Annotated in this window: 22 protein-coding genes; 2 read left to right on the forward strand and 20 right to left on the reverse strand. The window is 59.5% G+C overall.

Annotated elements, in window-relative coordinates; all coding sequences use genetic code 11:
• Positions 1-27 precede the first annotated feature (27 nt).
• From AC1Z3W_RS18785 to AC1Z3W_RS18840, 12 genes are all read right to left on the reverse strand, one after another.
• Entirely contained in the window at positions 28-1,452 is a 1,425-nt protein-coding gene (locus AC1Z3W_RS18785) for a hypothetical protein (RefSeq protein ID WP_483508217.1), read from the reverse strand.
• A gap of 94 nt (positions 1,453-1,546) precedes the next feature.
• Positions 1,547-2,704 carry a glycosyltransferase family 4 protein gene (locus AC1Z3W_RS18790; protein WP_483508218.1) on the reverse strand — a complete coding sequence of 386 codons (1,158 nt, stop codon included), beginning with the start codon at positions 2,702-2,704 and terminating at the stop codon, positions 1,547-1,549.
• Between the two features lies 1 nt (position 2,705).
• The gene (locus tag AC1Z3W_RS18795) at positions 2,706-3,875 is read right to left on the reverse strand and encodes a glycosyltransferase (RefSeq protein ID WP_483508219.1); all 1,170 of its coding nucleotides are present in this window, start codon (positions 3,873-3,875) and stop codon (positions 2,706-2,708) included.
• Between the two features lie 25 nt (positions 3,876-3,900).
• The gene (locus tag AC1Z3W_RS18800; RefSeq protein WP_483508220.1) at positions 3,901-5,091 is read right to left on the reverse strand and encodes a glycosyltransferase family 4 protein; all 1,191 of its coding nucleotides are present in this window, start codon (positions 5,089-5,091) and stop codon (positions 3,901-3,903) included.
• Positions 5,088-6,266 (reverse strand): glycosyltransferase, encoded by a 1,179-nt coding sequence (locus AC1Z3W_RS18805; protein WP_483508221.1) that lies wholly within the window; start codon positions 6,264-6,266, stop codon positions 5,088-5,090. The genes AC1Z3W_RS18800 and AC1Z3W_RS18805 overlap by 4 nt, the downstream gene beginning before the upstream one ends.
• Positions 6,263-8,473 carry a polysaccharide biosynthesis tyrosine autokinase gene (locus tag AC1Z3W_RS18810; protein WP_483508222.1) on the reverse strand — a complete coding sequence of 737 codons (2,211 nt, stop codon included), beginning with the start codon at positions 8,471-8,473 and terminating at the stop codon, positions 6,263-6,265. Before AC1Z3W_RS18810 ends, AC1Z3W_RS18805 begins: the two co-directional genes overlap by 4 nt.
• A 4-nt stretch (positions 8,474-8,477) precedes the next feature.
• The gene (locus AC1Z3W_RS18815) at positions 8,478-8,918 is read right to left on the reverse strand and encodes a low molecular weight protein-tyrosine-phosphatase (RefSeq protein ID WP_483508223.1); all 441 of its coding nucleotides are present in this window, start codon (positions 8,916-8,918) and stop codon (positions 8,478-8,480) included.
• The gene (locus AC1Z3W_RS18820) at positions 8,915-10,087 is read right to left on the reverse strand and encodes a polysaccharide biosynthesis/export family protein (protein ID WP_483508224.1); all 1,173 of its coding nucleotides are present in this window, start codon (positions 10,085-10,087) and stop codon (positions 8,915-8,917) included. Before AC1Z3W_RS18820 ends, AC1Z3W_RS18815 begins: the two co-directional genes overlap by 4 nt.
• 56 nt (positions 10,088-10,143) lie before the next feature.
• Positions 10,144-11,523 (reverse strand): undecaprenyl-phosphate glucose phosphotransferase, encoded by a 1,380-nt coding sequence (locus AC1Z3W_RS18825; RefSeq protein ID WP_483508225.1) that lies wholly within the window; start codon positions 11,521-11,523, stop codon positions 10,144-10,146.
• Positions 11,524-11,568: 45 nt separating this feature from the next.
• Positions 11,569-13,086, reverse strand: coding sequence for a mannose-1-phosphate guanylyltransferase/mannose-6-phosphate isomerase (locus AC1Z3W_RS18830; protein WP_483508226.1), 1,518 nt, complete (start codon positions 13,084-13,086; stop codon positions 11,569-11,571).
• Between the two features lie 93 nt (positions 13,087-13,179).
• Positions 13,180-14,145: a GlxA family transcriptional regulator gene (locus tag AC1Z3W_RS18835; protein ID WP_483508227.1), complete on the reverse strand. Its 966-nt coding sequence runs from the start codon at positions 14,143-14,145 to the stop codon at positions 13,180-13,182.
• 674 nt (positions 14,146-14,819) lie between these two features.
• Positions 14,820-15,086 (reverse strand): hypothetical protein, encoded by a 267-nt coding sequence (locus AC1Z3W_RS18840; protein ID WP_483508228.1) that lies wholly within the window; start codon positions 15,084-15,086, stop codon positions 14,820-14,822.
• A gap of 808 nt (positions 15,087-15,894) precedes the next feature.
• Here AC1Z3W_RS18840 and AC1Z3W_RS18845 point away from each other — a divergent pair.
• Positions 15,895-16,356 carry a GDP-mannose mannosyl hydrolase gene (locus AC1Z3W_RS18845; RefSeq protein ID WP_483508229.1) on the forward strand — a complete coding sequence of 154 codons (462 nt, stop codon included), beginning with the start codon at positions 15,895-15,897 and terminating at the stop codon, positions 16,354-16,356.
• Positions 16,357-16,427: 71 nt separating this feature from the next.
• On the opposite strand, the gene AC1Z3W_RS18850 is transcribed toward AC1Z3W_RS18845, so the two are convergent.
• Positions 16,428-17,384 carry a GlxA family transcriptional regulator gene (locus tag AC1Z3W_RS18850; RefSeq protein ID WP_483508230.1) on the reverse strand — a complete coding sequence of 319 codons (957 nt, stop codon included), beginning with the start codon at positions 17,382-17,384 and terminating at the stop codon, positions 16,428-16,430.
• 1,920 nt (positions 17,385-19,304) lie between these two features.
• Between AC1Z3W_RS18850 and AC1Z3W_RS18855 the strand changes: the two genes are divergently transcribed.
• Positions 19,305-20,465 carry a porin gene (locus tag AC1Z3W_RS18855; RefSeq protein ID WP_483508231.1) on the forward strand — a complete coding sequence of 387 codons (1,161 nt, stop codon included), beginning with the start codon at positions 19,305-19,307 and terminating at the stop codon, positions 20,463-20,465.
• Positions 20,466-20,649: 184 nt separating this feature from the next.
• On the opposite strand, the gene AC1Z3W_RS18860 is transcribed toward AC1Z3W_RS18855, so the two are convergent.
• The 7 genes from AC1Z3W_RS18860 to AC1Z3W_RS18890 all read right to left on the reverse strand — a co-directional run bounded on the left by AC1Z3W_RS18860 (position 20,650) and on the right by AC1Z3W_RS18890 (position 26,549).
• The gene (locus AC1Z3W_RS18860) at positions 20,650-20,964 is read right to left on the reverse strand and encodes a high-potential iron-sulfur protein (protein WP_057928170.1); all 315 of its coding nucleotides are present in this window, start codon (positions 20,962-20,964) and stop codon (positions 20,650-20,652) included.
• A 116-nt stretch (positions 20,965-21,080) separates the two neighbouring features.
• The gene (locus AC1Z3W_RS18865) at positions 21,081-21,422 is read right to left on the reverse strand and encodes a cytochrome C oxidase subunit IV family protein (protein ID WP_057928169.1); all 342 of its coding nucleotides are present in this window, start codon (positions 21,420-21,422) and stop codon (positions 21,081-21,083) included.
• Positions 21,423-21,430: 8 nt separating this feature from the next.
• A complete protein-coding gene (locus AC1Z3W_RS18870; protein WP_124835254.1) occupies positions 21,431-22,150 on the reverse strand; it encodes a heme-copper oxidase subunit III family protein in 720 nt (239 codons plus the stop codon).
• Positions 22,147-22,758 carry a cytochrome c oxidase subunit 3 gene (locus AC1Z3W_RS18875; protein WP_483508232.1) on the reverse strand — a complete coding sequence of 204 codons (612 nt, stop codon included), beginning with the start codon at positions 22,756-22,758 and terminating at the stop codon, positions 22,147-22,149. Before AC1Z3W_RS18875 ends, AC1Z3W_RS18870 begins: the two co-directional genes overlap by 4 nt.
• Complete coding sequence (gene ctaD / locus AC1Z3W_RS18880; RefSeq protein WP_483508233.1) at positions 22,755-24,515, reverse strand: cytochrome c oxidase subunit I; 1,761 nt, start codon at positions 24,513-24,515, stop codon at positions 22,755-22,757. The genes AC1Z3W_RS18875 and ctaD overlap by 4 nt, the downstream gene beginning before the upstream one ends.
• A 13-nt stretch (positions 24,516-24,528) precedes the next feature.
• Entirely contained in the window at positions 24,529-25,677 is a 1,149-nt protein-coding gene (locus AC1Z3W_RS18885) for a c-type cytochrome (RefSeq protein WP_124835257.1), read from the reverse strand.
• A gap of 356 nt (positions 25,678-26,033) precedes the next feature.
• Positions 26,034-26,549, reverse strand: a complete 516-nt coding sequence (locus AC1Z3W_RS18890) for a hypothetical protein (RefSeq protein WP_483508234.1) — start codon at positions 26,547-26,549, stop codon at positions 26,034-26,036.
• Positions 26,550-26,818: the final 269 nt, after the last annotated feature.

A 26,818-nucleotide genomic window follows, 5' to 3' on the forward strand; every position in this document is an offset into this window, starting at 1 on the left:
ATGGAACCACTATGTAATGTGACTTCGTCATGCAATCTGTTCCGGTGGAACATGGCCCGCTACGACTCCGGCCGATGTCTTACGCCTGAAACGCTTTACCAGCGCACCGCCGGCGTCCTTAAGACGCGGCGCCAAAACGATCACGACCAACAGCGAAACACCGATTTGCGGAAACACCGCATTGAGCGACCCTCGCAACAGAATGAACAGAAAGCCAGCAATCGTGCCGACCAGCAGGCGATCGAGTCCGATCACGCGTTGCCTGAGCGATGCGTCATAGCGTCCGTCGTACCTGGCAGCAAACCAGCCCAAGGCTGCAAAGAACACCACGACGCCCAAAATCCCTAGTCCGCTCAGTGCCTCCCCAATGAGCGGCGCGGAAAGATTCGAGTACTCATAGCCGACGTAGTCAGCCGCCAGCGCACCCGTGATCGTCGCTTTCCCGGCCCAGAGCGAACGAGGTACCCAGAAGAAGATCGCAGAGAGAAAATTGCTGCCCCACGATATGCCGATACCCTCAGTCATGCGCGCAATGTTGGCGAGCTGCTGCAAACCGTCGAAATCGACGCCCCCTATCAGATATGCACCCACGTCGGGCAACAAATCTCCTTGTTGCGATATCGTCTCCCCCAGATTCTTCACGACCGGGAACAGCGTGTAGAGGAACACCGGCGCCGCCGTCCACACAATAATACGTGTAGACCTTCTGCTGAACGGCCGCAGCACAAGCAGAGCACCCAGAATCATGCCCAGAAAATGAAACCGTGGGCTCGACAGCGGATTATTCACGAACATGGCAATGGCAGCGCAAAAGATGGTGAACATCGCAAGCACCGGTATGTAACGCTTATGCCCCACCTCGGATCGCAATTTGCGCGCGTTTCCAACGTATGCGGCCAACGCGATGGCTACGCCGAATACAGCAAACTTCGCTGCGTTGTAGACAAGAGCCAGTGCGTCGGATTGATAGATCATCTCACCCAGCGCGCTACGCTCCTGAAGAAAGCTCGCGGGACCGACGATCGCAATCAAAGCCATGGCGGGAATTGAACATCCCAGTGCAAACAAGATCTTGAACGCATTGATCCGTGTCGACGCGGTCGCGTCGCCGGCCACGATTGCGTCGGCTGCACGCCCTCCCGTCAATCGATATGTGATCGAGAATGACCACAAACCGAGCGTCACGGCGCACAACGCGTATTCCATGTCGGCGTCGGTTGCCACTCGCGCCCACGGGTAAAAGTTGTTAATCACCTGCAGCCAGCCCGGAATCAGCAGGAAAAACGCGTGATAAAGCCAGAAAACCGTCGCTATTGGTCTCGCGTCTTTCGATGCGATGGTTTCCCCGAACTGATAGACAGAGTAGAAGACGCATGCAAGTAGCATGGGTTGGACGGCATCACCATCGACGAGCAGAACCAGCAGCACCAGCACTGCCAGTAGCAACTCCATTGTTGCCTTCAATTTTCTAGATGTGGACGCTCGACTCACGTTCTACTCGCTTTCCTGATGTTCACCGCGCATTCGGCATGCGCCCTATTCAAGTTCAACGTCCAACGACCTCGTTTCTAAACGACGTGTACTCCTCACTCACGAAGCGCTCGAATCGATGCTTGAAGGCTTCGACCGAGAAACGCAGCGCGTTCTCCCTACAGACGTACGGGTCGAAGCTCTCACGATCAGCCTCGAACTGCCGTACTGCACCGACAATGCTGGTCGCATCCTGAGCGTCATAGAAAATGCCGGTAGGTGCCCCTTCGCTGCCATCACGCACCGACTCGCGCACGCCGCCTTGCCCGTACGCAATGACGGGCGTGCCACACGCTTGTGCTTCGACCGGCACAATGCCGAAATCTTCTTCCGCGTTAAAGATGAAGGCACTAGCACGCTGCATGAGAGACAGCAGAGTTGCGAACGGCTGATAGCCGAGGATCTCGATGTTAGGCGCGGAAAGTGACTTTACGAGTTCCAGATCGGGTCCCGTTCCAACTACTACCAGTTTCTTGTCCGGCATCTGCCTGAATGCGTCCACAATTGCCGGTACCTTCTTATAAGGCACAAGCCTCGAGGCGGTCAGATAGAATGGCTCCTTCAGCACATGCAGCGAAAAAGCTTCCGTGTCGACCGGTGGATATATGACGGTGGCGTGACGTCGATAGGACTTGCTGATACGGCGTGCAATGAAGTTCGAATTTGCTGCGAACGCGTCGACACCAACTGAAGTCCGCACGTCCCACATCCGCACCTTGTGCAGCATCCAGCGCGCGAACACAGTGCGCAACCCGCGGCTCAGCTTTGCCTCGCGCAAATACTGGTTCTGCAGGTCCCATGCATATCGCATCGGCGAGTGCACATAGGACACGTGAAACTGGTTCGGTCCAACCAGCACGGCCTTCGCTACCGCGTGCGAGCTCGAAATAACGATGTCGTATCCAGAAAGGTCGAGTTGCTCGATTGCAAGCGGCATTAACGGAAGATACGACCGATATTTCAAGCGCGAAAACGGCAACTTCTGGATGAATGTAGTACGAGAATTTTTCCCTCCAATGAACTGGCGGTCGGCGTCCGAGTAATGATCGACGACCGTGAATACGTCCGCGTGAGGAAACATCTCGACGATCTTCTCCAGCACCCGCTCAGCGCCACCCCGTGTAACTAGCCAATCGTGAACGATGGCAACCTTGCGTCCGGCGAGAGGGTTCATGTCATGCTCCCAAACTGTTTACCAGTTCCATCATCCTGCTTGTCCTGCGTTCATATGTGTATTCCTGAGCGAGCGAAAGTCGTGCTTGAAGCTTTTCCGCCGAGTCTGAAAGCGCGCGCTCCACACCAGCGACAAAAGACGCGTGGTCGTTCGCAAGCGTGCATACGTCGGCAAAGCCAGCAAGCGCATGGAGATCGGTCGCAACGACCGGTTTGCCCGCCGCGAGATACTCGAAGAATTTCATCGGAAACATGCCACGCGTGTACTCATTCAAGCGGCTCGGCAAGATGGCGACGTCGATGCCTTTCAGATACGCTGGCAAGCTCTCGTATGACCGGGCGCCGAGAAGATAGACATTTGGCAACGCCTCCACCTCTGACACGGTAGTGGAGGGATCACCTTCTCCCACGCGACCAATCAGCACGATCGACCATTCAGGATGCTCGCGCGCCATGCTAGCCAGAAGCCCGAAGTCCACTTTGTATTCGCTGATCGCCCCAATGAATCCGACGCGCGGCCCCGGAATCGCCGCTAGGTCAACGGGAACCTTGAGTTCGCGGTCCAGCGCCGAAGCAAAATGCGCGTAATCGGCAACGTTCGGAAAATAGTACGTCTGTTGCTTCCATGCCTTGCGCGTCTCCAATAGATGCTCCGACGTGACAAAACATATCTGGCAAGACTGCGTCAACTCCATCTCCGCATTTTCCACCACCTCGTATGGCACCCCAGGTTGCGCCTTGACCTCGTCCACGCAGTGGTAAACAAGCTTTTTAAATCGCGACAAGTCGAAGAACCGCGTAGTCAGCGGGTTATACGTCCAGCCAATCGGACGCCTGAAACCAAGGTATGCAGTGCACACCGCGAGCCCGAACGACAGCAGGATGCGGTTGAGAATCCGCACAACCGAATACCGATGCATGGGAATAGCGACAGGCGACCAGACCCAGATCCGCTCTTGCACCTGCCGTACCCCTCTCGCGCTCTTCGCGATGCGTCGTGCGATTCGACGTAGATCACCCGTGGACGCGGATGGCTGGCGCAGGCCGATCGAATCGACGTAGAGGACTCGATGACCACGGCGTGCCAGTTCGACCGCTACGTGTTGTTTGTTAGTCCAGAAAGGGTTGTCCCAATCCGCCGTCGACAGCAGTACGATGTCTTCACATTTCATGATGACCCTCTATCAGACATTCTTGTTACGCCCTGTATCGATTACTCACGCGAAGTTCTCGAAACAGTTCGATGTATTGGCCCGCGCAGTAATCGATCGACTGCTTCGTATCGAGCGCACTGCGTCCACCTTCCTTCGCGTGATCCAATGCCAGGAGCAGAGCTTGTGCTGCTGCTTGGGCGTTCATCGCGTCGACGCCCCAAACCGCTCGCCGAATGGGAACCCGGCTCATCAGATGGTCCGACAGAACGCACGGCAATCCGACGCCCATCGCTTCGAGCAGATTGAGCGGCGCCCCCTCTGCACGCATCGAGAGGAAAGCGAACACGTCACCCGCATTCAGGTAACGAGCAACCTCCTGCCTAGAAAGCCCGCCTGCAAAGTGAACTCTTCGTGCGATTCCCAACTCAGCGACGAATCTCTCAAAACGACCTTTATCCGGTCCATCACCAACAAGGATCATCCGCACAGATGGGACCATTTTTAGAAGGACTGCAAAACTTGAAATTAGCTGCTCCACCCCCTTTTCCACGTGCATGCGGCACGCACACACGATTACGGGAACTGCGAGCCAACCGAGCTTCGAGCGGATTGCTTCACGCGCATCAGGATCAGGTGAAAACAAAATCTGATCGATTCCATTTTCGATGACCAACATGCGTCGATCTTCGCCACCAAGCCGCGACAGTGGGTGCAACAGTTCACTCCTGACAGTCTCCGAAACACATACAGTCGCGTCATATCGAGCGCGGACAGCGCGGTCTTTGAAGAGCCAGACCATGTTGCGTGCGGAACCTGCAATCGACTTGATGGACGCCGTCTTCCATTTCGTGCGGATTTCGCCAAGGCTGCTCCCGTGCGCCTGCAACACGATGGGCTGATCACGCTGCGCACCCATCATCGCCACCTCGCGGCCCGCTGCGCTGACGCTGAGCACACCAAGCGTCCTGTTCTTTCCAACCTCCAGAAAAAGTTCCTTCGTACCGCTCCAGAATCGATGCGTATATCGCGCCGCCGCCGCACCCACAATAGTCTGCACGCGTACACCATCCTGCTCGAACCTCGTCGGTGCCCCGGCAATCTCGGTTGTTCCGACAATGACTTCCACGCCCTGTCGCACGATCGCTTTAGCCAAATCCCATGTCATGACCTCAAGCCCTCCGATTCGGTGTTGGGGAATCGATCGGGAGAGAATCAACAACCGTTCTTTTGTCATCTTGCTTCCAAGATTTCGCCGTAGATGCTCTCGAGTGCCGAACATTGCTTGACCACGTCGAAATGCATTTCCATGCGTGCTCTTCCATTAAGCCCCATCTGCACCCGAACCTGCTCGTTTGTCGCGAGCAAGGTAATCGCGTCGGCCAACGCCAGAGCATCGCGTTCGGGCATCAACATTCCCGTCTCGCCATCCACCACCGCCTCCGGAATACCCCCATGTCGCGTCGCCAGAACAGGCACACCACTAGCAGCGGCCTCAAGGACCACCATGCCCAGACCTTCCGCGTCGCCGTTTCCTGCAGTCACGCTGGGTAGGCACAGAAGATCGGAACTCGCCAGGTGCGCCCGCACCTCGCCCTGACTTTTGGCACCATGAAACGTCACATTCCCGGCAAGACCGTCCCGCGTCGTCATGGCCTCTAGTTCCGCACGCAGCGGCCCTTCCCCAATGACATCTAGTTGAACTCGGTGACGAATATGATTCGGCAAACGGCACAATGCTTCCAGCAAATAGCGGGTGCCTTTTTTCTCGACCAGTCGTGCAATATGCAGGATTCGAAACACTTCGCTACCCATGTGCAGCGTGGGCGTAAATTGACTCAGATCGATACCGATGTAATGAGTCAAGAGTCGCTCTTCCGGAAAACCAAACTCAATCGCCTTCTTCCGAATGAACTCCGACACGCAAAGTAGGCGCGTCGCCGACTTCGCAAGGCGTCTATGCAATAAACCGTATCGCATCAAAGCCGGCGATCCCGAGCGTAGAAATCCCGTGCGTCTAACTGTCACGTCAAAACCGTGCAGCGTCGCAATAAGAGGTATGCCAAGCGAGCGAGCGAGCGAAGCACCGTATAGCGCGTCGACGCCGAAATGTGCGTGTACAAGCGCAGGCTTGTGCCGGGCGACTTCCCGGTTCAACTCGAATGAACGGCCGCTGATAGCGTGTGCAAATTTTCCGGCCCGACTGCCGGACGCAATCACGATACTGTGCTGGGCCTCTGCCGGTTGAGTCCAGCGTTCGCGTCCGACGAATATTGGTCGAAATAAGGCGAGATAGCGTGCCTGCAGAGCAATGAACGGCTCAGAAGGCTTGAACAGCTGATTGCGGTAAATAGCCACAACGCGCTTATCGTCACTCGCGCCTCCGAAAAAATGTGAAGTTGCCGCTTTCATTCCGACACACTCTCGTAGCCGTAATAGCTCGAGTAATACGCACCGTATCCGACGCGACGCTTCGGCACATCGGTAAATAACACGCCTTTGAGTGTCACGCCACTGATTCGCAAGCGATTAACCGATTCGAGGAGTTCCGGAACCGGATGGCGACCATGGCGCACGACGAGAAGTGTCGCCCCCGCGTGGCGGCCGATAAGTGCCGCATCGGTCACGGCCAGAATAGGTGGCGTGTCGATGATAACGAGGTCATAGCGCGCCCCAAGCTCGTCGAGTAGCGCCTTAAAGTGGTTGCTCATCAGGAGCTCGGCTGGATTCGGAGGCAGCGTCCCCTTTGGCAATATGTCGAGCCCGGGGAGCACCTCGCGCAACAACACACCATCGAGTTCGGCGCCTGCGATCACGTCAGAGAGCCCAGGCTGCCGTGACACGCCAAAATAGCTGTGCACATCGCCGCGCCGCATATCAGCATCAACGAGAAGCACGCGTTTGCCACTGGAGGCCAGCACCGCTGCCAGATTGACCGACGTGAACGACTTGCCCACGGCGGGACGTGGTCCTGTGATGACGAGTACGTTGTTTGATGCGTCGATCAGCCCGAACTGCAACGCGGTATGCAGGCTACGCAGCCCTTCGATTGCCACGTCGTTAGGCGCGGCAGCCGCAAGCACGTGATGCTGCCCTGCCGGCGCACGACGGACTGCACGCGACATCCGTACTTGCGTTTCGCTATGCGGCACCGACGCGTAGACCGGCAGTTCGAGCACGCGCTCGATCTCCTCGCTCTGCTCCACGCCGCCAAACAACGTCTTGCGCAAGAACGCAATCGCAACACCGGCAATAACTCCAAGCACCAGTGCCGCAGCGACGACGAGAACTCGCTTGGGCTTCACTGGCAGATCCTGCGCGACTGCATAGTCGACTACGCGCACCGAGCCGACCTGTCCAGCCTTCAGGATGCGTAGTTGCTGAGCACTATCGAGCAGATTGGTATACAGCTGTGTGTCCACACGCACATCGCGCAACAGCCGCAGTGCCGATTGCTCAGTGTTGGGGAGGTTCTCGACGTGCTTGTTCAACTGGCTCTGCTGGTCCTGCAAGGCCGCGATCTGCGCGTCCAGTGACGCAATTGCCGGATGCGTCGGCGTAAACCGTTGCGCCAGCTCGACACGCCGTTGCTGAAGATCCGCAAGCTTAGTCTTGCCATCCACGATCTGCTGGAGCAGGAGCCGGCTCTCCTCGGTCAGATCAACCGTACCGTTCTGGTTGCGAAACGCGTTGTAGCGGTTCTCTGCATCATCGAGCTGTTTGCGCAAGACCGGCAACTGCTGGTCGAGAAACGCAATCGTATGCTCGGCTTCCGCAGATTTTCGATCGATATTCTGTTGGACATATGCTGACGCGATCGTATTAATAATTTCGGCCGTGCGCTGACTATCTGGTCCGTCAAGGCTCACGCCGATCACGCCCGACTGCTTTGTCTTCTCCGCAATGACGAGATCGCTCTGAAGCTTGTTGACCGTGCTAAGCGTCGATGCGCGCTTAAGTACGAATTCAGTGCCTGGCCTCGCGACAAGATGCGAAACCCGCAATGCACGCACCTCTCCGGACACGGAGGTTACGAGTTCGCCGACCCGCCCCTTCATTACGACAATGCCGTCTTCATCACGCAGTTCGAACTGATCACCCGGCAAAGCGATGAGGGTGAAGGGTACGTCGTACAATTGTTCCGGAACATCGAAACTGGTGACCTTAATCTTCTCACCACCCCACGCAAAGCGACCCAGACCGAATAGTGGCGAGGCAGGTGTAGGGCCCGACGGGTGCCGCGCAATGAGCGAACCGATCAATGGAAAATATCGAGGCTGGGCCGAAATATCCAAGTGCAACGCGCGCACCGTCTGTCCGATGACGAGACGCGAACGAATCAGCTCGATTTCTGCCGATGCAGTCTGCTTGGTATCGAAGATCGATGCGAGCTGCCCCAGCGCGTCGTTGACCGATCCTGTGCTGTCGTCGACTTGGATCATCACGTCGGCTCGGTACACCGGCTTCGCAATCAGTGCGTATAGGACGCCTATCAGGACGGTACATGCGGTGACCGCTACAATCAGTCGCCAGCTTTCCTGAACGACTACCAAGTAGTCGGACAGGTGCACGTCTTCGATGTGAGCCGCATCGACAGGGATTTTGGTGGTATCAGTCATTCTCTTATTTGTTCAGACGAGTAATTGCACTGGTCCAGCGTGTGAGGCCTCGTTCGATCTGTGCAAGCGAATCCTCGAAAATCAAACGTCCTTGACGATACGGATCTACTACATCTTCGTTTTCATGCGCTGCGACGCGATAGACCCGTCCCTTTGAGAATGGATAACGACGTTCTATTTCCTTTTGCTGGATTAGCGTCATGACCAAAATCAGTTCAGATTTTCTTACGTATTCCAGACTGATATTCGAGGCGATATGGCCGCTAATATCGATGCCACGTTGCGCCATCATCTCGATAGCAACAGGATCCGCCCTCCTACCGACAAGCGCACGACAGCCTGCCGATATGACGTTCACCCCCGGCAGGTGCGCTGCCAACAATCCCTGCGCCATCGGACTACGGCAAATGTTTCCCTCGCACACCACGAGCACGTAGCCAATCATTTCGTCACAACCGCACCAGTCAGACCTGCATTGATCGCCGGCAGCAACAGGCTAAGCACCCGACTAATGCGCACGAGACCATTTCCGTCGACGTACACCACATCCTTCGGATGCAGCTCAAACTGGTTTGCCAGCACCATCGACACTGGCGATTGAGCGTCGAGGTGATATACCTTCGGCGTACCGCCCTCACCGTCGCGGATCACATAGAGTTGAGCAGCATCGGCCGTAGCGTTATTCAAGCTACCCGCTTGGGAGAGCGCATCGCTCAGCGTGAGTCTTCCGCTCTTCAGCGGCAGGGCCGTAATTGGCTTGTTCACTTCGCCCATGACAAACACGCCGTTGTCGTCGCGCGAAACCACGCGCAACAGGTCTCCGTTCTTCAGAAGGATGTTTGCAGGGTTTTCGTCTCGCGCCAGAAGCCTCGTGAGGTCCAACCGGTACGACACGCCGCTGCGCACGAGCACCATGCGGCTCTGATCAGCCGTGGTACTGAAACCACCCGCGCGATTGACTGCTTCGTAGAGCGTCATCGGCACGTCGTTGATCGGTACGGCTCCCGGCGTGTGCACTTCGCCGTCAACGTAGACCTGCTTCGAGCGATACGAGGCCACACGCACCGTAACTTGGGGCCTGACGAAGACCCTCACGAATGCCTCATAAACAGCGCGTTGCGCCTGCTCCACCCGCATGTTTCCCACGTGCACGACGCCCGCATAGGGCAACTGCACGTTGCCGTCTGCGTCGACGACGAAGCCCTGCGCCGGGTCGTAGGGGCGCGAATTTGTCTGCTGCTGCGCACCCAGCGCTGCGACAAGTTCCGGATGGTCCCAGACCGTTACCTGCAACACATCGCCCACACCTAGTGTGTACGGCTGTGCTTTTGCAAACAGTTGGCGTACGGCCTCGTGGGTCGTCTTCGCATCGGTAGTCCGCATCTCCTGAATGAGGCTCATATCGATCGTCGTAATTGGCACATCAACCTTGGTCGAAGGTGCGTTTGTGTCGACACTCGCCACCGGCAATGTGGCCGGCGTAGCCATGCGCATACCCGGCGCCACCGCGCAGGCGGACAGCATTGCGCTTACAACCACACCCAAAACCACCTTGCAGTTGCGTTTGCGAATTTGCACCACGGCCTCACCCGCTTTTTGCCAATAACCACGCATTCCTATCTTCCTCGACTTTTTCACCGCTCGGATGCCCGCCAACCGTGAAGACCGGTTCAGTAAGCGTTTGTATTTATCAAGCCTTTCGTCACTGTCGTGAGAACGATGCGCATATCCAAAGCAAACGACCAGTTCTTCAGGTAATAGAGGTCGTACTCGACGCGCTTCTGCATCTTCTCGAGCCGATCGGTTTCCCCGCGATACCCGTTCACCTGGGCCCATCCGGTAATCCCCGGCTTGATCCGATAACGATGGATGTACCCATCGACAACTTTCTGATAAATCCGATCGTGCTCGATCGCATGCGGCCGCGGCCCCACCACCGACATCTCACCGCGCAGCACGTTAAGGAACTGCGGCAGCTCGTCAAGACTGGTCCGCCTGAGAAGACGTCCGACCCGTGTGATACGCGAGTCGCTCTTCGTCGCCTGCGTAACTACGCCTGCTTGTTCAGCGTGCACGCGCATCGTGCGGAACTTGAGGATCTGGAATTTGCGCCCATCGGCACCCTTGCGGTATTGCTTGAAGAACACAGGCCCACGCGACGACAACTTCACCGCGACGGCGATCACCACCATCAGCGGCAACAGCGCCATCAGCGCGACTGCCGCGAACAGGCGATCGAACACTTCCTTCTGCCACATCGCCTGGCGCGGCATCGGCGACGCCACGAGATTGATCGCCGGCGCGCCGATGAGATCGATCATCGCGCCGTCGAACAGCGCGACGCTGCGCACATCGGGAATAAAGCGGATATTGACGAGATCGTCGCCGAACGCATTGACGAACCGCAGAACGGTCGCTTCCTCCGACAAAGGCAGCGCAAGCCAGATCTCCCGGACACCGTTCTCACGGACAAACTGCACGAAATCATCGAGCTCAGTGAATACCGGCACGCGATTCGAAGCATTTGCGATGATCGGGCGCAGGTCGAATATGGCCGCCGGACGAAAGCCGCTGGCCGGCGACTCCTCGATGTTCCGAACTACCTGCTGGCAGTGCTGTGCATGCCCGACCACCGCGACACTGCGCAGGTTGATGCCTGCATGCCGAACACTGCGCAGAAAAAGATGCGTGCCGATTCGCGATGCGATCAGCGCACCTCCCGTCATCGCGGTCCAGTACACGAACCACAGCCTGGAAACCACATCCGAGCGATGCAGCGAGAACATCAACACGATGCCGCATGCCTGAACGACGAGCCACGCGAGCGAGATCTTCCCGCTCAGCCTCAACATCGACCGGCCACGCCACGATTCGTACACGCCGAACACCGGAAACAGCACCAGCGTGAACGCAATCGCGAATGTGACAAGTGCGCTGTCGACGTGCCCTACTGAAACCGCCTGGTATCGAAATTGCGACGCAAGCAGCGAGCCGGCGACGATCAATGCGATATCCACGAGCCGAGCCATCATTCCTTGTAGACCGAACATTTCAATCTCCCGTCTGACGCCAGCGATCACAAGCGATCCGGAACATCACGCTCGCCCGTACGTATCATCGAACCGCACGATGTCGTCCTCGCCGAGATACGATCCCGACTGCACTTCGATGAGCTCGAGCGGCAACTTGCCCGGGTTCTCGAGCCGATGCGTGACGCCAAGCGGAATGAATGTGGACTCGTTTTCGCCGAGCATGAACTGCTCGTCGCCACGTGTGACGAGCGCGGTCCCGCTCACGACGATCCAGTGTTCGGCACGGTGGTGGTGCAGCTGGAGCGACAATCGCCCGCCCGGATGCACGACGATTCGCTTGACCTGGAATCGAGCCCCGTGATCGATCGAGTCGTAATAGCCCCACGGGCGTCGCACCTTTCGGTGCGAGTCGGCCTCCGGCGCCTGCTGTGCGCGAATCCGGCTCACCAGGCCCTTCACGTCCTGCACGCGCGAGCGATCGGCCACGAGCACCGCATCGGCAGTCTCGACGACGATGGCATTGGTCATGCCCACGCATGCGACGAGTCGCCCTTCCGAATGCACGAAGCTCGACGTCGCGCCTTCGAACACGACCTTGCCGCGCCCGACGTTGCCATCCGGGTCCTTGTCGAGCGCTTCCCAGACCGCATCCCACGAGCCAAGATCGGACCAGCCCGCATCGAGCGGCACGACTACGCCGTCCACCGTGCTCGCCTCGGACGCAAGACGTTCCATCACCGCGTAATCGATCGAATCCGACGGCGATTGACGAAAGGCATCGTCATGCGGGCGGAAGAACGGACCGTCGTTAGTACCTTGCACATGTGCCGTCATGCAGGCCGCGTGCATGTCAGGCTGAAGCGCGCGCAACGTGTCGAGCCAGACGCTCGCGCGCACGACGAAAATACCGCTGTTCCACCAGTACGAACCAGCCTCGACATACTGCGCAGCAAGTTCGGCAGCCGGTTTCTCGACGAATCGCTCGATCCGGTGTGCGCCGGCGCCGAGCGCTTCGCCGATCTTGATGTAACCGAAACCCGAATCGGGCCGAGTCGGCGGCACGCCAAGCGTCGCGATCGCACCGCGCCGCGCATGGTCCACCGCCAGTTCGATCGCGCAATGAAACGCAGCCGTATCGGCAATAGCGTGATCAGCCGGCATGGCAACTACGATCGCGTCTTGCCCGTCCGCGCAGGCAGCGGCAGCTGCAAGGGTCAGCGCAGGCGCCGTATCCCGCCGGGTCGGCTCGACGATGATGCGGGCATCGAGTCCGCTGGCCCGAAGCTGCTCGGCTGTCACGAATCGATGTTCTTCGCCGCAAACGACGATGGGCGCCGATACGTCGCCTTCCCCGATCGAAAAACCCGTCATGCGCTGGACGGTTGCCTGCAACAAGGAGTCCGCACCCAGTACGCCGATCAACTGCTTCGGATACTGCTCGCGCGACATGGGCCACAAGCGCGACCCCGATCCGCCTGCGAGAACAACCGGCGCGACGCGGATCTTCACGTCGACCGCGTTTCCACGATCCGATCCGATCTGTCCTGTTTCGTTTCGTGCTGTATCGATGGACGTCGACATGTTCTGCACTCCTATATTCTCTCAGGCAATGGATTCGATCTGCAAAACCGCAAAAGTGGGCCTTGTCTTTCTCGAGGCCGATCCAGCTTTTTTCTACAATTCCTGTTCCGTCTCGCTCGAACGTGCGCGGGACCGGTATTCAGAAGGCGTCACATCCAGGTGTCGCCGGAAGATCTTGGCCAGGCGATCACCATTTCCCCACCCGCATCGCCGTGCAATCGTGCCGATCGGCAAATCGGTTTCCATCAAGAGCTGCACCGTGCGCTCCAGGCGAACCTGCAGCAAGAATTCCGACGGCGTCATTCCGATTTCCTGCTTGAAATGGCGCAAGAAGTTCCGTTCACTCATGGCAGCGACGCGCACTGCATCGCTGACGGATATGGCTCGTTCACAGTTCTTTCGCAACCAAATCTGCGCCACCCGAACCCGGTCTGCGGGTACACCATTATGTGCATCGCCATCCTGTTCGACCGGGGCGAGTGCGTCACTCAGTGCGAGCCGCGCCGCGATCCCGCGCACGGCATCGCCGCCCAGGTCGCGCTCGACCAGCGCCAACGCTGCTCTCGCCGGCTCGTAGCCGTCGCGCATCACTTTCACCACATCGGTCGCGAGCGAACCCGTTCGCGCGGCATCGATCAACATCCTGCCTTCGCCGATCGGTTCGACCATGCCCGTCTTTGGCAATACGATCCGTAACCAGTCAATCATTCGGGCGTCGCGCGCGGCGCGCCGCGCACCTTCTCCGCCTGCAACGAACAACGCGTCGAACGCATTCGCCGATCCGGCATCGCATGCCGATGTCCGCACGCTGATGGCTGACGACCAGACGATGTTTCCACCCTTCGACGAATAGAACCGAATGTCGTAGAGCGGACGTCCGGTTGCTCGCGGTGCATAGATTTCGTTGGCTACTTCGAATACCTCGAACACCGCGCCAGCTGCAAACAACGAGAATCCATCGAAGATGACAATGCCGATGTTCCGATTCCTGCGTGACCGCTTCCCCCCATCATCCGCTGCCGCCCCATCACTCGAATGATCGACAACCATGTGCGTCATAGCGTGCTCTCGGACATTCAGTCCAATCAACTTTTGCCGTCTTTGGTCGATGTTTTTTGCTCCGTTGCAATGCATCATACCGAGGGCGCCGAGTGGCGTTTAAACACTGGCCGAATCGAACAAACAGTCGTCGGATTAGTCTGCGGGATTTCCCTGATCGGCCAAATCCTGGCGGTTTCTGACTAGCTCGCCGCAGCGAAATTAAGGACGACGATGATGGCGGAGCGGCAACGATCGCGCTGCGAGCGGGTGACATGCGACGGAGATGACAGGACGATTGCAGCCGCACCGCATGCACCGCTGGTCGCCGCCCGTCCGGCAAGGCGCGCGGCACGTGCTTACATGAATCGCGGCGCCGCTGGATGCGATGCGGCACGCTCGCACATGGGCAGCATCATCCTGGAAGAACCGATTCGCCGCCGTAAAGTCCGGCCACACGGCGGCACAATGCGATCAGCGCCGATCATGTTCGGCCAGCGTCGATTCGACGTATTCGGCCACAAGCATCGTGCGAAGCCGACTAGCCTGGATCCGCCATTCCGGTATTCGGCGAAACATGCTGACGCTGCGATGCAGCGGCCGGCTGCCTTCGTTTCCGGTGTATTTCGCAGGAGGTCCGGCTATCCGCCCGGCACATGCATCGAGCCCGGGCATATATCTGCGAATGTGATCGTCTATGACATCACCGCGCTCGCAATGAGCGACGCAATGCCTGCGGGAAGCGCAAACATCACGGACAGCGCCATTCTCTTCAGGATTCGCGCTCGCGCCACTTCACGCGAGCCACGGGCTCGACGCGACTGAAATTCGAGCAACAGCAGCCCCTGACCATGTCGTGCGCCGGCCCAAAGACCCGACGCGGCGCTAAAGACGAGGTAGAAGAGAATCCACACGAAGCAGAACCTCGAGAAGATCAGAAGAACGACGTTCATATCGGCCATGCTCCGTTGTCGGCAATGGTCTCGCGCATCCAACCACGCGCGGTACGATACCGCTAGCGTACATTGCAATGCAGCATGTCCGACATGACAATTGTTCCGACGATTCCGCCAATCGGTTAGCGCACGTTTTCGACCGGCAATGCGCGTCGCCGCGCGCGTCACGGAAGCGACGTGCGCGGCGACACCAGGCCGGTTTCAGATTGTGCTCAGGCGATGATGCGAGACACGCGGTGATCCACCGCACTCGGCATAGCTTCCCGATCGATGAACGTTAGGCTCGAGATACTGTTCGCACTGCTTCGCTATTCTCGATGCAGGACGTCAGGTCTCGTCTTGCGGTTCCACGATTCGAACGACGGCTACTGACAATCGCAGCACGTTCAGCTCGACCCGTGAGGAATAAAAAGCCTGCGCACCCGATGGCGCGCAGGAAAAATTCCGAGGAGAGTTCCGGGGTGAACGCATCTCCTCGAAAGGCCAGACGAAAGACTAACGTCGAATTGACCGTTTCGAAATGAGATGGCGGCTACGACCACGATCATGGCCGAATGAAAATGTATCGATGCGCGCGCACGCACTTCTCGACAGGCGTTGCGCCGTCGCGCCCGATGCGCTTGGTGCGATTGGCGGATTGCTTCGGTGTTTTGGCCGACGCGCGCAATCTCGGCCGGCCATGATGAGATGCACACAGGCGAACATCCGCCGCTCGAGCATCAGCAACGCCGGCAAGTCACTCCGGTAACCGAGTTGCATGCGAGTGCGGAACGATGCCAGTGCACTTCGACAGATTTTCTGGAGCCGATCGGTCATGCTTCCGCTGGACACTTTCTTGCGCATCGTCGACGCAACCCCGCTCGTTGCAACCGACCTGATCATCTCGAACGGCAACGGCGCCCACCTGCTCGGTCACCGCGTCAATCGCCCGGCGCAGGGTTTCTGGTTCGTGCCCGGAGGCCGAATCCGGAAGAACGAACGTCTCGATGATGCGTTCAATCGCATCGCGCAAGACGAACTCGGGTGCAGCGACCTGGACCGGGGCGATGCCGAACTTATCGGCATCTTCGATCACCTCTACGACGACAACTTTGGCGGCGAACCAAGCATCACGACACACTATGTCGTGATGGGCTACAAGCTCCGTGGCAAGTTCGACCTTGTGTCGCTGCCGAATGCGCAGCACGCCGCATACCGCTGGGCGACCGCCGACGAAATCGTCGCCGATGAAACGATTCATCCGAATACCCGGGCCTACTTCGACACGCTCGCCTGAAATCAAGCATGCACCGCGCCCAGGCCCGGATCGGCCGCCCAACGCCAGCAGGCGTCATGGCGAAGCAAATTTCATCGAGACGACGTACCGTTCCGCCAGTCCGAGCCATCCGTCGACGTGAACATTCGCTCACGAGCGACCGCGCGATACTCCGTCGGCGACATCGAAAGATGTTGACGGAACAGCTTGGCCAGCCGGTCCCCGCTGCCAAGGCCGACGCGCCGCGCGACCTTGTCGGCGGGCAAATCCGTCTCGATCAGCATGGAGCACGCTTTCTCGAGCCGTACGCGCAGCACGAACTCGGTTGGCGTCACGCCGATTTCGTTCTTGAAGCGTCGCAGGAAATTCCGCTCGCTCATCGCGGCTGCCTGCGCTGCATTGGCGATCGAGATGCGATTCGCGCTATTGCTCCTGAGTTGATGCGCGGCCGCGCGAATCAATTCGCTGGCTCGCGCCTCCTGCACGCCAAACAGAACGCTCGCAAATTTTCTGTTCTCGCCGGGCATCATGCATGCGACGATCTCCTGCGCGATTTCGTAACCCGCGTCGCGCACGACAATCGACAACGCTGCGGCAAACATGCCTTCTTCGTCGTCGCTGGACGGCGCCGGGTCGCCTGTATCGCACGCGGCCAGCGCCGCTTGCGGCACGGCTTCCTGACCTTTCTGGTTCAGGCGAAGCCCGGCCAGCATTTCGACGCCGCCGCCATCGCCCTTCACCACGCGCGCGCGCTGATGAGCATGGTGCAACCAGGCGATAAAGGAATCGTCAAGACCGCTCGCCCGCCCCTGTCCGCCGAGCACGAACATTGCCTGCACACTGCTCGCATCGAGCGGGCGAGGTACGTCCGTCCAGATCTGTACGCCCGACGACGAGCGAACAGCGCCACCATGACTGGAGTAGAGCCGTAATTCGTAACGATCGGCAAACGCGGCATCGACGCGTTCAAGCTGATTTGCAAGCTCGAATACCGCGGCCAGCCGGCCCATTTGCATAATTGAAAACCCGTCGAGCAACAGAATGATCACACTGTCCCGCCGACGACCGATGCTTCTTCCTCGATCCCCGCTCACTCTCAACCCCGTTGTCGTTACATTCGGCACTGTTTGCATCATCTCGGCCCTTAACAATTTTTTGCATTTTCTGCAGCGCATCATATGCGGCTAAATCGACGGCCGTTCCGTCAGTGTCCGATCTCGCCTCATTGTTGACGGAATCCATCAAGACGGCGATGTGGTACTAATTATTTGTTGAGAATCAAGAGAACGGTGTATCACGCCAATACAGAGTCGACCGAACTTGATCCAGATCATTGACGTAATATTTTTGCAACATTGAGTATCAGATTCAGATCGTTCAGAATATGTACCGCCCTTCTCCAGAATAGGAACGCTCGTTCCATTTCTTGCCAACCGATTTCATTCAAATGCTGCAAGGAATGGCAGCGCTGGCGACATCAAGCGCCCAGCCAATCCTGGCGGGGGTTCCGGTCAATACACGCAACGCAGCCTGCTGTATTGGACATTTCCCTGCAAACTGCATCGTGCAAGAGTGATTCGAAAAATTTTCGTGCGAGTCGGGGTTTAACGTTTGCGAGCGCTCTCTGAATTTCCTATACAGGATTCAAGAAAACGTATTCATCGACCGCCTTGTTTCATCAGAACAATTCACATCGATGCCGAGATCCGTAACAGACGGTAATCTCGAACCCAAAGTGCGACACCGCCTCCCGCGTCAAGCAGAACGTCAAAAACGGCCGTTTTCGAGACGCGTGGATAATCCGTAAACCGGTCGCGGTACATACGATTTCTTCAATGGTACGAACACATTACGACACTGAAATGGAGCCTCGCGCTGGTCGCAAAAAATAGTTGTGCACCGCACACCCTGTTCGGTCACGAGCCATATGCGCTCACTCGGCGGCGACGACGAGCCTCTCAGTTGCCGAACGGAGCCCGATGGCGCATGCGGCGGCACGTCAATCGAAAATGCTGCCCCAGCCGGAATCCCGGTCGTTCGCACTGAATGAGGCAAACAGGAACATTCAGTGCACCCTGCTTCGGCGCCATCATCCAGTTCCATAAGCAAAACGAACTATCTGCGAACGGACTCACACAGCACGCACATCGATGTCCGACGCATGGCTATGCTCATTTCCAATGATCGCGTCCAGGAAACGTGCACGACTGACAACGCAGCATCAACCGCAATGATCGTCGCTCCGTCGCATGACAAGTCTTGAGCATGCGGCTCAATCATTTCCGTCGACTCGCGCGTTGACTTGGCGATCATCCGATTGCCATCTCTCTTATAATTTTCGATCTTATATTTATTCGCCTTCAAAATCTTTAGTCGACGAATTCTCCGACATGACATGCTGCTTTCGAACGATCGACTTTTCGGGCAGCATCAACCCCGCCGAGCATCAACCGATTCACTCGACGCTCCGTCTTTTATCGACAGATGAAGTACCGGAATTGCACGCGGAAGCCAGAATTTGAATTGATTGCAGCGCCCTTGCACAATGAATTTTCGTCGCTACCGCCGATTCCGTACGGATTCCATTCAGCACCTTTTGACAACCTTGCAAGCACGGCGCCTACGCGAGCCATGCGCGAATCTGATGGCGACGGCACTCGGCGAACGAGAGCCGACGGCGTATCGAATCGATCCTGGCGCGTCAACAATAAATTTCTACATTCACCTAATAAATTTCCGCAGTCCGATTAGATCGGGTTCTTGACTGATCCCTCCTATAAATATCAGTTGCCTTTTAATTTAATCGACGAATAACCAGCCAATTCGATCGACGCGGGACATACCGAAAGTCGTCTATCGAAATTATTTTTTATCGACACTGTGCTCCTTTAATTTCGCATGGTAAATATCTCGACGCAATCCGCATCTGTTCATTTTGGCCGCAGACATCCATACAAAACGGAGAGACCATGAAACGCGCATTTTTTCCGATCCTGACGATCGCGTCGGCCGCTATCGCCGGCTCGGCCCACGCACAGACGAGTGTGACGCTGTACGGCACGATCGATACGTCGCTCACGTACGTGAATCACGCCGATGGGAGCAAGAACCTTTGGGCGCTCGGCAACAGCAGCGCCGGCAATCTGTCGGGCAGTCGCTGGGGGCTCAAGGGCGCGGAAGATCTCGGTGGCGGCCTGACGGCGATCTTCCAGTTGGAAAACGGCTTCAATCCGAGCACGGGCGGCCTCGGTCAAGGTAGCCGCATATTCGGTCGCCAGGTCTATGTGGGCCTGACCAGCAATCGATATGGTTCGATCACGCTCGGCCGCCAGTACGATCCGCTGATCGATCTCGTGCAGCCGATCACCGCCGACAACTACTTCGGCAGTGTGTTCGCCACCGCCGGCGACGTCGACAACTACGACAACAGCTTCCGTGTCGACAACGCGATCAAATACACGTCACCGGTCATTGCCGGACTCCAGTTCGAGGCGATGTACTCGCTCGGCGGTGTCGCGGGCAGCACTGGCTCGAAGCAATCGTATTCGGCCGGCGTGTCGTACAGCAACGGTCCGCTGAGCCTCGCTGGCGGCTACTTCTATGCGGCGAACGCGAATCCCGCCACCGGCGATCGCACGACATGGTCGAGCACGTCGGACGGCACGTTCGACGGCGCAATCAATACGGGTTACCAGACAGCCCATTCCATCGGCATCGCCCGTGTCGCCGGCCAGTACGTATTCGGCCCGTTCACCGTCGGCGCCGGCTACAGCAATGCACAATATCGACAAGACGGCGCATCGGTATTCGCAAAGAACGAACACTACAACACCGCGCAAGGCTTCCTGAACTATCAGGCATCGGCAGCGCTGCTCGTCGGGGTCGGCTATAGCTTCACGAAGTCGGGTGGCAACACCGCGGCAAACTATCACCAGGCGTCCGTCGGCGCCGACTATAACCTGTCGAAGCGTACGGATGTCTACATGACGGCCGCGTATCAGCACGCAAGCGGCACGACCGCCGACGGTGCTGGCGGTGCGATGCCGGCACAGGCGTCGATCGGTTCATACGGCTACAACGGCACGAAGTCGCAGACGTTGGTCAATCTCGGGCTGCGTCACCGGTTCTGATTGTCATTTCGGCTCGCCGGCAAGACCGGCGACCGCCTTGGACACTCGTGGCAGTTCACCTTCGCGGCACGTTGACCGGATACAACATACCGCGGGCGTCGAGGTCCGATTGACATCGACGCCCATCAGAGCGCACCGATCGCGAAACGACTCAGGCAACATCGACTCACCCCCCCCCTGCTCGCTACGCCTTTTTCGTATACGCGCTGCACCAGCCTTTTGCATTGACCTGCTTGCCGGCGAAAATGGCGCACGGCGCCATCGCGGCGCCGGTCTTGCCCTGGAAAAACTGGCAGTTCGCACAGGCCTCGCCCGCCTGAAATTTCGGGAACTTCACATGGTCGACCCGGCTGGCATCCGTCTTGTAACCGAGCGCCTGGGCATTTGCATCGGATTCCTGCACAACACCGGCATCCGCCGCCGCCGCGCGACGTCCAATGGCGAGCGCGGAGGCGAGAACGGTGGTCGCTGCTATAAAACGTCGGCGTGAAAACTTCATGGGGTCCTCCCTTCAAGTGTGCGTGAACGGATGTCCGGAAAACGTCGCGCCCCGATGACGGGACGCCGGCCGTCCCAAAACGGCGCCCGTCGGCCAAGGCATGGTCGGCAACGGCGTCAGCGGAAGAAGAGTTCCCGCATGCCGAACGTGTGATGGGCTTCAGCGGCCATCAGCACCATGAGCACCAGCAGGCACAGGGGCGGTATCAGGATCGCGTACACCAGCGCCAGCCGTTCCCACATCATGTGCATGAAAATCGACACGATCAGCCCGGCCTTGGCGATCATGAGCACGACGATCAGCACCCAGCGCAGCACGCCCTGTACGTGGAAGTAGTCCACCAGGTACGACAACGTGCTCAGGACGAACAGCAGGCCCCAGATTTTCAGGTAGATGCCGATCGGATGCTGCTGGCCGTGCGCGGCGTCGGGTCGATCGGCGGGATCGGTGTGGTCCATTGCCTGCCTCACCACAAATAGAACAGCGCGAAGATGAACACCCACACCAGGTCGACGAAGTGCCAGTACAAGCCGGCAATCTCGACGATCTGGAAGTTGCCGTGCGCGGCAAACCCCGGCTGCAGGATCTTGCGTGCGATCAGCAGCAGGTAGATCACGCCGCAGGTCACGTGAAAGCCGTGAAACCCGGTGATCAGGAAGAAGCACGCGCCGAACTGTGCCGCGCCCATCGGGTTGCCCCACGGGCGTATCCCCTCACGGAAGATCAGGTTGCTCCATTCGAAGGCCTGCAGCGACACGAACGTCGCGCCCAGCAGCGCGGTCGCCAGCAACAGGGCCGCGGCGGGCCTTGCATTGCGCCGGTAGCCGAAGTTGACGGCCATCGCCATGGTGCCGCTGCTGCTGATCAGGGTGAACGTCATGATGGCAATCAGCAGCAACGGCACTTCCACGCCGCCCACGGTGAGCCCGAACACCTTGGACGTGTCGGGCCACGGCGCCGTGGTCGACATGCGCACCGTCATGTAGCCGATCAGGAAGCTGCTGAAGACGAAGGTGTCCGACAGCAGGAAGATCCACATCATCGCCTTGCCCCACGGCACCTTGAAGGCTTCGCGGTCGGCCGACCAGTCGGTGACGATGCCACGCCAGCCGTCGGGCCCGGCGTCGGTCGACGCGATGTCAGCCGATTCGCCGGCGGATTCGGAGGGGAGCGTGGGCGAGGTCATGGCGCGACTCCGTACAGCGGCCCGCAGATGGCGGCGACGATCCCGGGGGTGATCCACCACATCGCCGCCAGCAGCACGAGCCAGACCGCGAGCAGGAAATGCCAGTAGCGCGCGCAAAGCCCGATGACCCGTTGGGCCCGGAACGGGTCCGCGCGCCGGAGCTGTACGATCGTCACGCCCCACGCCGCCAGCCCGCCCAGCACATGCAATCCGTGCAGGCCGGTGAGCAGGTAGAGGAAGCTGTTGGACGGATTGACGCTGACGGTCTGCCCGGCCGCCGACAGTATGTGCCACGCGGTCAGTTGCCCGATCACGAACACGGCCGCCAGCACGCCGCCGCCCACCAGCCACGTCATGCGGTGCGCGGTCAGTTGCCGGGCACGCTGCATCGCGACGCTGGCCAGCGCCAGCGCGCCGGTATTCCACCACAGCAGCGCCGGATGCGGGATCGGCTGCCAGTCGGATTCGCGCATGCGCATCGCATAGGCGAGCAGCAGCAACGAAAACAACGTCGTCGCAACCGCCATGAAAACGGTCAGGCCGGTGCGGCCCGCATTCGACAAGCCGGGTGGCGCGTCGGGAACGAAGGGGCGCGGCAGCGTGGTCATTCGCGGGCCTCGCCGGGGTGAAGCGTCGGGTGGGCTGCCTCGGGTTCAGACGCCGTCGCGGGCGGCTGGTTTTGCGGCACGAAGTCTTCCTCTTGCCCCGGCGGACTGTATTCGTACGCCCAGCGGTAGACGACGGGGAGCGCTGCGCCCCAGTTGCCGTGCACCGGCGGCGTCTGCGGCGTCTGCCATTCCAGCGTCGTGGCGCGCCACGGGTTGCCGTCGGCCCGCCGACCGTACACGAGGCTCCACGCGAGGTTGAACAGGAACAGCAGTTGCGCCGCCGCGACGATCAGCGCAACGACGGTGATGAACGTGTTGAGCGTCTGCGCCGAATGCGGAATGAAGCTGTAGTCCTGATACGCGTAATACCGCCGTGGCATGCCCAGGATGCCGAGATAGTGCATCGGGAAGTAGATCGCATAGGTGCCGATGAAGGTGACCCAGAAGTGCGCGCGCCCGAGCGTATCGTTCAGCATGCGGCCCGTCACCTTCGGATACCAGTGGTAGAGGCCGCCGAACACCACCAGGATCGGCGACACGGCCATCACCATATGGAAGTGCGCGACCACGAAATACGTGTTCGACAGTGGAATGTCCACGCTCACGTTGCCGAGGTAGAGCCCGGTCAACCCGCCCAGCACGAAGGTACTGACGAAGCCGATCGCGAACAGCATCGGCACGGTCAGGTGGATATCGCCGCGCCACAGCGTCAGCACCCAGTTGTAGACCTTGAGCGCGGTCGGGACGGCGATGATGAGCGTGGTGGTCGCGAAGAAGAAGCCGAAGTACGGATTCATGCCCGCGATGAACATGTGGTGCGCCCAGACCACGAAGCTCAGCGCGCCGATGATGACGATGGCCCACACCATCATCCGGTAGCCGAAGATGCTCTTGCGCGCGTGCGTGCTGATCAGGTCCGACGCGATGCCGAAGGCCGGCAGCGCGACGATGTAGACCTCCGGATGCCCGAAGAACCAGAACAGGTGCTGGAACAGCAGCGGGCTGCCGCCGACGTGCTTGAGCGTCTGCCCCATCGACACCACGGCCGGCACGAAGAAGCTGGTGCCGAGCGTCCTGTCGAGCAGCATCATCACCGCCGACACGAACAGCGCCGGAAACGCCAGCAGCGCCATGATGGTGGCGATGAAGATGCCCCACACCGTGAGCGGCATGCGCATCAGCGTCATGCCGCGCGTGCGTGCCTGCAGCGTGGTGGTGACGTAGTTCAGGCCCCCCATCGTCGCCGCGACGATGAAGATCGCCAGCGACACGAGCATCAGCACGATGCCCCATTCCACGCCTGGCGTGCCAGGCAGGATGGCCTGCGGCGGATACAGCGTCCACCCCGCGCCGGTCGGCCCACCTGGCACGAAGAAGCTCGCCACCAGCACCAGCACGGCCAGCAGGTAGACCCAGTAGCTCAGCATGTTGAGGAACGGGAACACCATGTCGCGCGCGCCCAGCATCAGCGGGATCAAGTAGTTGCCGAAGCCGCCCAGGAACAGCGCCGTCAGCAGGTAGATCACCATGATCATCCCGTGCATCGTGACGAACTGGTAGTAGTGGTTGGCATCGATGAAGGCGAACTTGCCGGGAAAGCCGAGCTGCAGCCGCATCAGGTCCGACAATACGAGGCCGACCAGGCCGATGGCGATGGCCGTCAGCGCATACTGCACGGCGATGACCTTGTGATCCTGGCTCCACACATAGCGGGTCCAGAAGCTGTGCGGGACGTGGTCGGTGTACGCATGGGTCATGGCATCTGCTCCGCTACGGCTGCGCCGCACTGCTGGCGGGCGTCCCGCCCTGCGCCTTGATATAGGCCACCAGTGCGGTCAGCTCCTGGTCGCTCAGGTCGAAGTGCGGCATGATCGGCGAGAAGCCCTTCACGACGCGAGCCGTCGGATTGCGGATGAACGCGCGCAGATAGGCTTCGTCCACCTTCGCGGTGCTGCCGTCGGCCATCGTTTCGGTCTTGCCGTACAGGCCCTTCCAGGTCGGGCCGACAAGCGGGCTGCCGTCCACGGTATGACAGGCGACGCAGCCCTTGCCCGCCGCGAGCGTCTTGCCCAGGTTGGCAAGCGCCTGCGCGCTGCCGCCGGCCGCGGCGGGGGCGGTCTGCACGTGGGCCAGTTGCTGCTGCGCGAACGTGGTCTGCTGCGCGAGCCAGCGCGAGAACGCGGCTTCGTCTTCCACCACCACCACGCCGCGCATGCTGGAGTGCCCGATACCGCAGAGCTGCGCACACAGGATGTCGTAGCGACCAGCCTTGGTCGGCGTAAACCAGAAGGTGGTCACCATGCCGGGCACCATGTTCATGCGTGCACGAAACGGCGGGACGTAGAAGTCGTGCAGCACGTCGCGCGACCGTGTCAGGACCTGGACCGGCCGGTTGAGCGGCAGGTGCACCTCGGGCCCGTTGATCAGGTAGTTGTCGCGGCCGTTGGGGTCGGCGGGATTCAGGCCGAACGGGTTGTCGTTGCTGATGTAGCGCACGTCCGTCGTACCCAGCTTGCCGCCCGGTCCGGCAAAGCGGAAGCGCCATTGCCATTGCTGGCCGAGCACTTCCATCTGCAGCACGTTGCGCGGCGGCCGGATGTAGTCCGCGTAGACGAAGAGCCCCGGCGCCAGCAATGCAGCCACGCCGATCGAGGTCAGGCCGATCAGCCACCATTCCAGCCGCTTGTCGTGCGGGTTGTAGGCGGCGCGATGACCGCTGCGGTGGCGGTAGCGCACCAGTGCGATCACGATGAACAAGTTGATCGCGATGAAGAATGCGCCGGTGATCACGAGCGTGATCGTCAGCATGTCGTCCATGCGCACCCAGTTCGACGCGATCGGCGTGATCCACCACGGACTGGCAAAGTGAAACCCCACCGCCAATACGATGATCAGGACCAGGGCAATCGCAAGGGCCATAGGCCGCCTCGCTGCGTGTCACGCGCTCGAGCCGCCGGCATGACGCTGCTGGCGTCGTCGTGCCGCATCGCCGCATTTCGTATTCTTCGTATCGTCGGCGCCGGCACCTCGGCCGGGACCGCTTCGCGACGCGTTGCACACGACGGCTCTAAAAGAAAAGGTAGTTCTCTCCCCTGCATCGTGCAAGGCAGCGCCACAGGGGAAGCGCACGCCGTGTACGACCCGCGCGCATGGCGGCGTCGCATACGGCGATGCCATGCAGGACGGCCGCCCCGGCATGGGTTGCCAGGGCGGCCGTCTCTCAGGGCCGCCTGGTATTCAGGGTCAGCGCGGCGCGGCGGGAAAAAAGCGACGCGTCAGTTCCCCCTGCTCCGGCTGCGCCATCGCTCCAGCCTGCCGTAGGCGACAGCGGCAACCACGCCGAACAGCAGGTTCGCCAGCAAGGGGCCGGAACCCCGCTCCGAGATGAACCACGGGAACACGGCCGTCATCACATGAAAGTTCCACGCATACGCGACGATGCCGAAGGCCAGCCCGATCACGGCCTCCATGCCCACGCTCGAATCGAAGCGAAAAGGCGCCATGATCGCGGCGAGCATCATCCCCATGATCGCGCCGAGCACGTAGTGCAGCAGCAGTGCCATCGCGACGATTTCGAGGCTGAATTGCGACATCTGACTGAGCGCACCGCGGCCCATCACCATCGCCGCGATCTTGTGGGTCGGTTGCCACGGGCTTTCACCGAGCACCAGGGTCGACCAGAAGAATTCCAGCACGATCACCAGCGCACCGCCCGCAAGACCGGCCACGGCAGCGGCGATCCAGTCCGGCGTGCGCCGTTCCCAATGGTGGGATTGCATGTGCAGTTCCATATGACCTCCTCGCTGACGGTTCAGCTTCAGCACTCGGGTTCATTTCAGCAGGCGCCATTCGCGTCAAAAGTACGTCCCGTGCGAGATTCGGAATGGCCGGACACGAGGCCGGCGCAACGCACGAAAGGCCTCCTCGGCGCGTTCTGCCCGCCATCCGGCGTCGGCATGTCGGCAGGCACGCCGTTGACGCGCGGCGTTTTTCTCTTCGCTCGCCCGGTGAGGAAACAAGGCCGCTACGCCACGATAAATACGGCGAGCATCTCCCGTGC

This window comes from Burkholderia sp. 10_S31, assembly GCF_056930375.1.

What these genes read in the sequence shown, in the direction of transcription:
- AC1Z3W_RS18785 (WP_483508217.1), bottom strand. Translation starts at nt 1,452, where the DNA reads ATGGAGTTGCTACTGGCAGTGCTGGTGCTGCTGGTTCTGCTCGTCGAT.
- ctaD (WP_483508233.1), bottom strand. Translation starts at nt 24,515, where the DNA reads ATGACCCATGCGTACACCGACCACGTCCCGCACAGCTTCTGGACCCGC.
- AC1Z3W_RS18890 (WP_483508234.1), bottom strand. Translation starts at nt 26,549, where the DNA reads ATGGAACTGCACATGCAATCCCACCATTGGGAACGGCGCACGCCGGAC.
- AC1Z3W_RS18840 (WP_483508228.1), bottom strand. Translation starts at nt 15,086, where the DNA reads ATGGCCGATATGAACGTCGTTCTTCTGATCTTCTCGAGGTTCTGCTTC.
- AC1Z3W_RS18885 (WP_124835257.1), bottom strand. Translation starts at nt 25,677, where the DNA reads ATGGCCCTTGCGATTGCCCTGGTCCTGATCATCGTATTGGCGGTGGGG.
- AC1Z3W_RS18865 (WP_057928169.1), bottom strand. Translation starts at nt 21,422, where the DNA reads ATGGACCACACCGATCCCGCCGATCGACCCGACGCCGCGCACGGCCAG.
- AC1Z3W_RS18870 (WP_124835254.1), bottom strand. Translation starts at nt 22,150, where the DNA reads ATGACCTCGCCCACGCTCCCCTCCGAATCCGCCGGCGAATCGGCTGAC.
- AC1Z3W_RS18830 (WP_483508226.1), bottom strand. Translation starts at nt 13,086, where the DNA reads ATGTCGACGTCCATCGATACAGCACGAAACGAAACAGGACAGATCGGA.
- AC1Z3W_RS18800 (WP_483508220.1), bottom strand. Translation starts at nt 5,091, where the DNA reads ATGACAAAAGAACGGTTGTTGATTCTCTCCCGATCGATTCCCCAACAC.
- AC1Z3W_RS18815 (WP_483508223.1), bottom strand. Translation starts at nt 8,918, where the DNA reads ATGATTGGCTACGTGCTCGTGGTGTGCGAGGGAAACATTTGCCGTAGT.
- AC1Z3W_RS18820 (WP_483508224.1), bottom strand. Translation starts at nt 10,087, where the DNA reads ATGCGTGGTTATTGGCAAAAAGCGGGTGAGGCCGTGGTGCAAATTCGC.
- AC1Z3W_RS18845 (WP_483508229.1), top strand. Translation starts at nt 15,895, where the DNA reads ATGCTTCCGCTGGACACTTTCTTGCGCATCGTCGACGCAACCCCGCTC.
- AC1Z3W_RS18825 (WP_483508225.1), bottom strand. Translation starts at nt 11,523, where the DNA reads ATGTTCGGTCTACAAGGAATGATGGCTCGGCTCGTGGATATCGCATTG.
- AC1Z3W_RS18835 (WP_483508227.1), bottom strand. Translation starts at nt 14,145, where the DNA reads ATGACGCACATGGTTGTCGATCATTCGAGTGATGGGGCGGCAGCGGAT.
- AC1Z3W_RS18805 (WP_483508221.1), bottom strand. Translation starts at nt 6,266, where the DNA reads ATGAAAGCGGCAACTTCACATTTTTTCGGAGGCGCGAGTGACGATAAG.
- AC1Z3W_RS18860 (WP_057928170.1), bottom strand. Translation starts at nt 20,964, where the DNA reads ATGAAGTTTTCACGCCGACGTTTTATAGCAGCGACCACCGTTCTCGCC.
- AC1Z3W_RS18875 (WP_483508232.1), bottom strand. Translation starts at nt 22,758, where the DNA reads ATGACCACGCTGCCGCGCCCCTTCGTTCCCGACGCGCCACCCGGCTTG.
- AC1Z3W_RS18810 (WP_483508222.1), bottom strand. Translation starts at nt 8,473, where the DNA reads ATGACTGATACCACCAAAATCCCTGTCGATGCGGCTCACATCGAAGAC.
- AC1Z3W_RS18855 (WP_483508231.1), top strand. Translation starts at nt 19,305, where the DNA reads ATGAAACGCGCATTTTTTCCGATCCTGACGATCGCGTCGGCCGCTATC.
- AC1Z3W_RS18790 (WP_483508218.1), bottom strand. Translation starts at nt 2,704, where the DNA reads ATGAACCCTCTCGCCGGACGCAAGGTTGCCATCGTTCACGATTGGCTA.
- AC1Z3W_RS18795 (WP_483508219.1), bottom strand. Translation starts at nt 3,875, where the DNA reads ATGAAATGTGAAGACATCGTACTGCTGTCGACGGCGGATTGGGACAAC.